The sequence below is a fragment of the Halomonas sp. SIMBA_159 genome (genome assembly GCF_046536035.1).
Taxonomy (GTDB): Bacteria; Pseudomonadota; Gammaproteobacteria; order Pseudomonadales; family Halomonadaceae; genus Vreelandella; species Vreelandella venusta_A.
Window position 1 is genome coordinate 1 of sequence record NZ_JAWJBT010000967.1, and the last position, 257, is coordinate 257.

1 protein-coding gene is annotated in these 257 nt (G+C 53.7%); it reads left to right on the plus strand.

The features are described 5' to 3' along the window. The coding region (locus tag R0J87_RS22135) for a carbon starvation CstA family protein (protein WP_498889005.1) at nt 1-257 on the plus strand (257 nt) is incomplete at both ends.

The following is a 257-nucleotide window of genomic DNA, read 5'->3' on the forward strand; positions in this document are numbered from 1 at the left end:
ATAAGTTTGTCTTATGGGGGCATCATTTTACTTCCGTTGCAGGGGCTGCGCCGATTCTCGGGCCGGCTATCGCTGTTTATTGGGGCTGGCTTCCGGCCGTCCTGTGGGTCGTTTTCGGGACAGTTTTTGCGGCAGGCGTCCATGATTTCGGGACACTTGCATTGTCGGTCCGCAACAAAGGGCAATCTGTCGGTACGCTTGCCCATCGCCTGATTGGCCAGCGCGGAAAAATCTTGTTCTTGTTCATCATCTTGATT